1 protein-coding gene is annotated in these 469 nt (G+C 58.6%); it reads right to left on the bottom strand.

The genetic code is table 11. The annotated features are described in order from the left end of the window. Positions 1 to 469 (bottom strand): ATP-binding protein (locus EOA22_RS37020; protein WP_245478825.1); only part of this gene is annotated, 469 nt, incomplete at both ends.

The raw sequence follows: 469 nt of genomic DNA, 5'->3' as shown, positions 1-469 counted from the left end.
ACACTTGGCTAAGTCCCAATCCGGTACCCTTGCCGACTCCCTTTGTGGTGAAGAACGGATCGAAGGCTCTTGCCAGCACGTCCGCAGTCATGCCCGTTCCGGAATCGGTGACCGCTATCATCACATACTGGCCCGAGGAGATCGCGTTTTCTCTCGCATACCGATCGTCAATATGGGCGTTAGACGTTTCAATCGTGAGCTTTCCGCCGCCGGGCATGGCATCGCGTGCGTTGACGCAAAGGTTGAGCAATGCGCTTTCCAATTGCCCTGCATCGGCCTCCACATGCCATAGCCCAGCGGCGAGCACCGTCTCGATTGCTATGGTCTCTCCAAGCGTTCGGCTCAGCAGTTCGCTCATGCCGGAGACGAGTCGATTAGGATTCAGGCGCGTCGGTGCCAAGGGCTGCTGGCGAGAGAAGGCAAGCAGCCGCTTGGTAAGTTCCGCAGCGCGTTGTGCCCCATCGATTGC

Source organism: Mesorhizobium sp. M7A.F.Ca.US.014.04.1.1 (assembly GCF_003998745.1).
Taxonomy (GTDB): Bacteria; Pseudomonadota; Alphaproteobacteria; order Rhizobiales; family Rhizobiaceae; genus Mesorhizobium; species Mesorhizobium ciceri.
The sequence above is the reverse complement of the archived record's forward strand: the minus strand, read 5'-3'. Positions and strand labels throughout refer to the sequence as shown.